The following is a 4723-nucleotide window of genomic DNA, read 5'->3' as shown; positions in this document are numbered from 1 at the left end:
GGGTGGAGAATCTTTTGCAGGGGTGCGGGCGGGACTCGTCTGGCCGCAAAACTGACTCGCCTCGTCGCCAGTCGATTGTCGTGAGCGCGGGGTTGGATTCTCTAGGTCTGTCGGGCCCAGCGCCCTTTGAATTTGACGGGATCGGAACGGATTATGGCAGGCTTTCGGACCTTGCTGCGTGGAGCCATGGCGGGGCTGGTGGGGGCACTGGCCCTGGCGGGTGCCAGCCCGCTTGCTGCGCAGGTTCAGTCGGTCGATCCTGACAAGGCGATTGATGCCGATCTGAACAAGACCGCCGCGGCCGCTCCCGCACCGGTTACCGCGGCCCCGGCAGCTGCAGTGCCTCAGGCAAGCCCGGCGGCGGCGTCCACTCCGGTTGATCCCGCCGCCCCGGCCAGCCCGGCTCCGGCTGGCGGAACCTACAAGCAGGATGACCTGATCGGTGCGGCCGAAGGCGTGTTCGGCAAAGGGGCCAAAGGCCTGGCCGACCTGATCAAGGATCTGCTCAAGAAACAGGGCGAACCCAATGCCTATATCGTCGGCCGCGAAGGCGGCGGGGCGATTGCAGTGGGGGTCCGCTATGGTTCGGGCACGCTGTTCCACAAGGTCGAAGGGCAGAAGCCGGTCTATTGGACCGGGCCTTCGCTCGGCTTCGATCTTGGGGCCAATGCCGCCAACACCTTTGTGCTGGTCTACAATCTTTACAACAGTGAGGACCTGTACAAGCGGTTCCCCGGGGGTGAAGGGCAGGCCTATCTGGTGGGCGGATTCCACGTCAGCTATCAGCGCCGCGGCGATGTGGTGCTGATCCCGGTGCGTGCCGGGGCCGGGCTGCGGCTGGGGCTCAATGTCGGCTACATCAAGTTCAGCCACAAGCAGCGCTGGCTGCCGTTCTAGGTCCTGATCCTAGGCCGGGGTCAGCAGCCGCCACAGGGTCAGCACGGCTACGCCCAGCAGAAACAGGGCAGCAAGCGTCAGCCTGAACGCCTGCGCAAGCCAGGAACTCCCCTCGAACATCGACCCTCAACCCAGGCCGCAGTTGATCCGCGCTGCCTGCTCTGGCCGCGCCTATTGTCGGCAAATCGGCGGAAGGAAAGAGGTTTCTGGCGCGACCGGGATTGCGGTCAGTCCGGGCGGGATCCTGACAGGCGCTCAGCCAGTTCGGTGCGCCCGCCTGGCTTGAACCCGTGCATCCCCATCCACCACTGCAACGCGATGATCCCGCCTTTGGCCGGCTGGAGCAAGCTGATCAGCAGCACCAGCGCGATCGTTACCGACAAGGTGATCATCTGCCACAACGGAAGCTCGCTGCTGCCGATCGCGATCATCACGGGGGCCATGACGTGGCCGGTGACGATGATCGAGACATAGGGCGGGAAATCGTCAGCCTGGTGCAGAGTCCAGTCCTGCCCGCAGCCGGGGCAAAGCGCGCTGGGCTTGAGATAGCGCGGAAACAGGTGCTTCGCCCCGCAGCGCGGACACAGGCCGCGTGCGCCGCGCAGCATCGCGGCGGAAAGCGTGGCGGGCGGGTTGCTGTTGCTCCAGGGGGTCATGGCAAGGTCCTTTTTCATGACCAACCGCCGAGTGCAAGCATGCAATCGAATCCGGCGCATTTCTGCGACAAAGCGCTTGCCCCGGCCCGCCCGGCGGGGCTAAGGGCGCGCCATGCTCGACCAACTGGAACAACAGCCCGCCGATGCGCTGCTCGCGCTGATCAAGCTCCATAACGCGGACCCCCGGGCCGACAAGATCGACCTTGGCGTCGGCGTCTATCGCACCGGCCAGGGCGATACCCCGGTGTTCGCGGCGATCAAGGCGGCAGAACAGAAGCTGATCGATACGCAGGATTCCAAGGCTTACCTTGGCCCCGAAGGCGATATGGAATTCGTCCACGCGCTGATGCCCTATGTGTTCGGCGCAGCCGATCCCAGCATGGGTGGGCGGATCGACGGGATGCAGACCCCCGGCGGCACCGGCGGGGTGCGGCTGGCGGCGGCGCTGGCGCGCAAGGCCGGGGTCCAGCGGATCTGGATGGGCGTACCCAGCTGGCCCAACCATGCCCAGATCCTGGCCGATCTGGGGCTTGAACTCAAGACTTTCGCCCATTCGACGCCGCAGGGCGTGGTCGATATGGACGCGCTGCGCGGCGCGATTGCCGCGGCTGAGCCGGGCGATGCCATGCTGCTGCACGGCTGCTGCCACAACCCGACCGGGATCGATTACAGCCACGCCGATTGGGACGAGATCGCCCCCGCGCTCAAGGCCAAAGGGCTGCTGCCCCTGCTGGATCTGGCGTACCAGGGCCTGGGCTTTGGCATGGAGGAAGACGCCTATGGCGTGCGCCGCGTGCTGGCCGAAGTGCCCGAAGCGCTGATCGCCTACAGCTGTGACAAGAATTTCGGCATGTACCGTGACCGGGTCGGCGCGGTCTATGCGATGGTGGCTGATCCGGCGCAGCTGAACGCCGTACTGTCCAACGGCCACTCGCTCGCCCGCGCGGCCTGGTCGATGCCGCCCGATCACGGCGCGGCGGCGGTGCGGATCATCCTGCAGGATAAAGCCCTGACCGCGCTGTGGCTGGACGAGCTGGACACCATGCGCACCCGGATGCGGCAAGTGCGGGCACGCCTGGCCGAGGCTGGTCAGGCCGGTTCGGTCAACCTTTCCCCGCTTGGCGGGCAGAGCGGGCTGTTCTCGATTGTGCCGCTGACGGGCGAACAGATCCTCAAGCTGCGCAGCGACCACGGGATTTACATGGCGGGTTCGGGCCGGATCAACATTGCCGGGCTGACCATGGGCAACATCGACAAATTCATCGCTGCTGTCGCGGCGGTAAGCGCCTGAGCGATGGACCGCCAGCCGGTCCTCGAAGGGGAGCGGCTGCTGCTCCGCCCGCTGCGTGCGGATGACTGGCAGGCGCTCTACGCCGTCGCCAGCGATCCGCTGATCTGGCAACTGCACCCCGCCCATGACCGCTGGCAAGAGCGCGTGTTTCGACCCTATTTCGAGGACGCGCTGGCGCAGGGCGGGGCCGTGGCCGTGATTGACCGGTCCAGCGGCGCAATCATCGGATCTTCACGTTGGCAAGGCCACGATCCGGCCCAGGGTGGTTCGGTGGAGATCGGCTGGACCTTCCTTGCCCGCAGCCACTGGGGCCGCACATGCAACGAAGAGATGAAGCGGCTGATGCTGGCCCATGCCTTCCGCTGGGTCGATCGGGTCCACTTCCGGGTGGGCGAGCACAACCTGCGCTCACGCGGAGCGATGGTGCGGATCGGCGGGCGGCTGACCGAACTTGACGGCGGCGTGGTTGAAACCGCCAGCGGCCCGGCCCGGCACGTGGTCTATGAAATCACCCGGGACAGCTTTGCCAGCGGGCCGCTCTGCCAGCGGTAACCGGCCGGAGTGGACACGCAACCCCAGGCGAATTGTTGTGAACTTTGCCGCCCCGTTTTCGCTGCAATAGATTGAAATTTAACACGGAAAACACGCGCATGCGCAGCGCGTGACGGGCGCAATGTGTGACTTTCCCTTTGCGCCATTTTCCGGACGAGGCCTGTCCGCCCCGCCAGGGTTCCACCGTCCCCACGCCGCGCCCGGCACTGGGCCAGCCCTGATCGAACATCGACAATGTCAAAGAGGCCCGGCCACAACGATTCGTCGGGGGGCCGGGGCGAGAGTGACAGTTTGGCGGCGTGTAGGAAAATGGTTCTGCGGAACTGCGCACCTGCCATCACCAATCCAGGCACCATCACCATGCGGGTGGCCGGTGGTTCCGGCCATCTGCGGCGCGCTGAACAGGCTTCGGACCGTCACGCAGGCTATGTCTTTCGAAATAGGTCTGCCCTTTATTGTATGCCAGGCAAACGACTTGCCCCGGAACTGAACAGATATTTCGAACCGACAAAGTAAATCCCCCGATTTGGACGCAACTCTGTTCTAAGTCATTGTCTTTGCCAATCATCAGCCTACCCTTGTTCTAACGGTCGCAGCCCCAAACCCCGATCTGCTCAGCGCGGACCAAGCGGAGTTGCCGGAATGCCTGATGATCGACTGATCCGGGAAATCGCCGATGCGATCACGGCGCACATGGTGTGGAAGCAGCGGCTGATCGATGCGATCACCAGCGGCCAGTTGCGCTTCAGCCCGATCGCCGCCGGGTCCGACCGGGAATGTGCCTTTGGCAAGTGGCTATTGGCTGACAAGCTTGATCCGCAGGTCAAGGCCAGCCGCCCCTACGCCGTGGTCCAGCGCCTCCACACCGCTTTTCACCGCACCGCTGGCAAAATCCTGACCGATGTTGAGCAGGGCCGGATCAAGGATGCCCAGCTTGCCTTGAGCCGCGAATTCGAAGCCCAGTCCGACCTGCTGATCCGCGCGCTGCAAAAATGGCGGCGGGAACTGGTGGGGTAGGGCGCGCTTCTACAGCCGGGGATACAGGTGGGGACACGCTATTGCGTGCCCCATGCGACAGAGCAATCGTGGGCAGCGATTGGCATGTGGCTGGATAGGGTGGAGTTTGGGGGTTAAGTAAACTGTCACCGTAATTATGTCACCGTAATTACGTCACCGTAGTTCCCACCGTAATTCCAGCTCCGTAATTCCCCAGGAGAGTGGCTACTTCAATTACGCGGTGTCACCGTAACTCTCTGGCAAACGTGGGCCAAAGCCCAAGGGTAATTAGGGGTTTACGGACGTGTCACCGTAATTGGTAATTGTAAGG

5 protein-coding genes are annotated in these 4723 nt (G+C 64.1%); 4 read left to right on the top strand and 1 reads right to left on the bottom strand.

Features of this window, described 5'->3' with window-relative positions:
• Nucleotides 1–153 precede the first annotated feature (153 nt).
• Nucleotides 154–897, top strand: a complete 744-nt coding sequence (locus MNBBLIKP_RS01520) for a DUF1134 domain-containing protein (RefSeq protein WP_088306774.1) — start codon at nt 154–156, stop codon at nt 895–897.
• Nucleotides 898–1124: 227 nt separating this feature from the next.
• Here MNBBLIKP_RS01520 and MNBBLIKP_RS01515 read toward each other — a convergent pair whose 3' ends face one another.
• Nucleotides 1125–1571, bottom strand: coding sequence for a DUF983 domain-containing protein (locus MNBBLIKP_RS01515; RefSeq protein WP_254912880.1), 447 nt, complete (start codon nt 1569–1571; stop codon nt 1125–1127).
• A 94-nt stretch (nt 1572–1665) separates the two neighbouring features.
• Here MNBBLIKP_RS01515 and MNBBLIKP_RS01510 point away from each other — a divergent pair, with 94 nt between their 5' ends.
• The 3 genes from MNBBLIKP_RS01510 (at nt 1666) to MNBBLIKP_RS01505 (ending at nt 4413) form a co-directional block, all read left to right on the top strand.
• Nucleotides 1666–2844: an amino acid aminotransferase gene (locus MNBBLIKP_RS01510; protein ID WP_176399608.1), complete on the top strand. Its 1179-nt coding sequence runs from the start codon at nt 1666–1668 to the stop codon at nt 2842–2844.
• Nucleotides 2845–2847: 3 nt separating this feature from the next.
• On the top strand, nt 2848–3396 hold the full coding sequence (locus MNBBLIKP_RS17910) for a GNAT family N-acetyltransferase (protein WP_176399607.1): 549 nt from the start codon (nt 2848–2850) through the stop codon (nt 3394–3396).
• Between the two features lie 642 nt (nt 3397–4038).
• Nucleotides 4039–4413: a CZB domain-containing protein gene (locus MNBBLIKP_RS01505; RefSeq protein WP_088306772.1), complete on the top strand. Its 375-nt coding sequence runs from the start codon at nt 4039–4041 to the stop codon at nt 4411–4413.
• Nucleotides 4414–4723 lie beyond the last annotated feature (310 nt).

The sequence above is a fragment of the Novosphingobium sp. B 225 genome (genome assembly GCF_002198665.1).
Lineage (GTDB): Bacteria > Pseudomonadota > Alphaproteobacteria > Sphingomonadales > Sphingomonadaceae > Novosphingobium.
The sequence above is the reverse complement of the archived record's forward strand: the minus strand, read 5'-3'. Positions and strand labels throughout refer to the sequence as shown.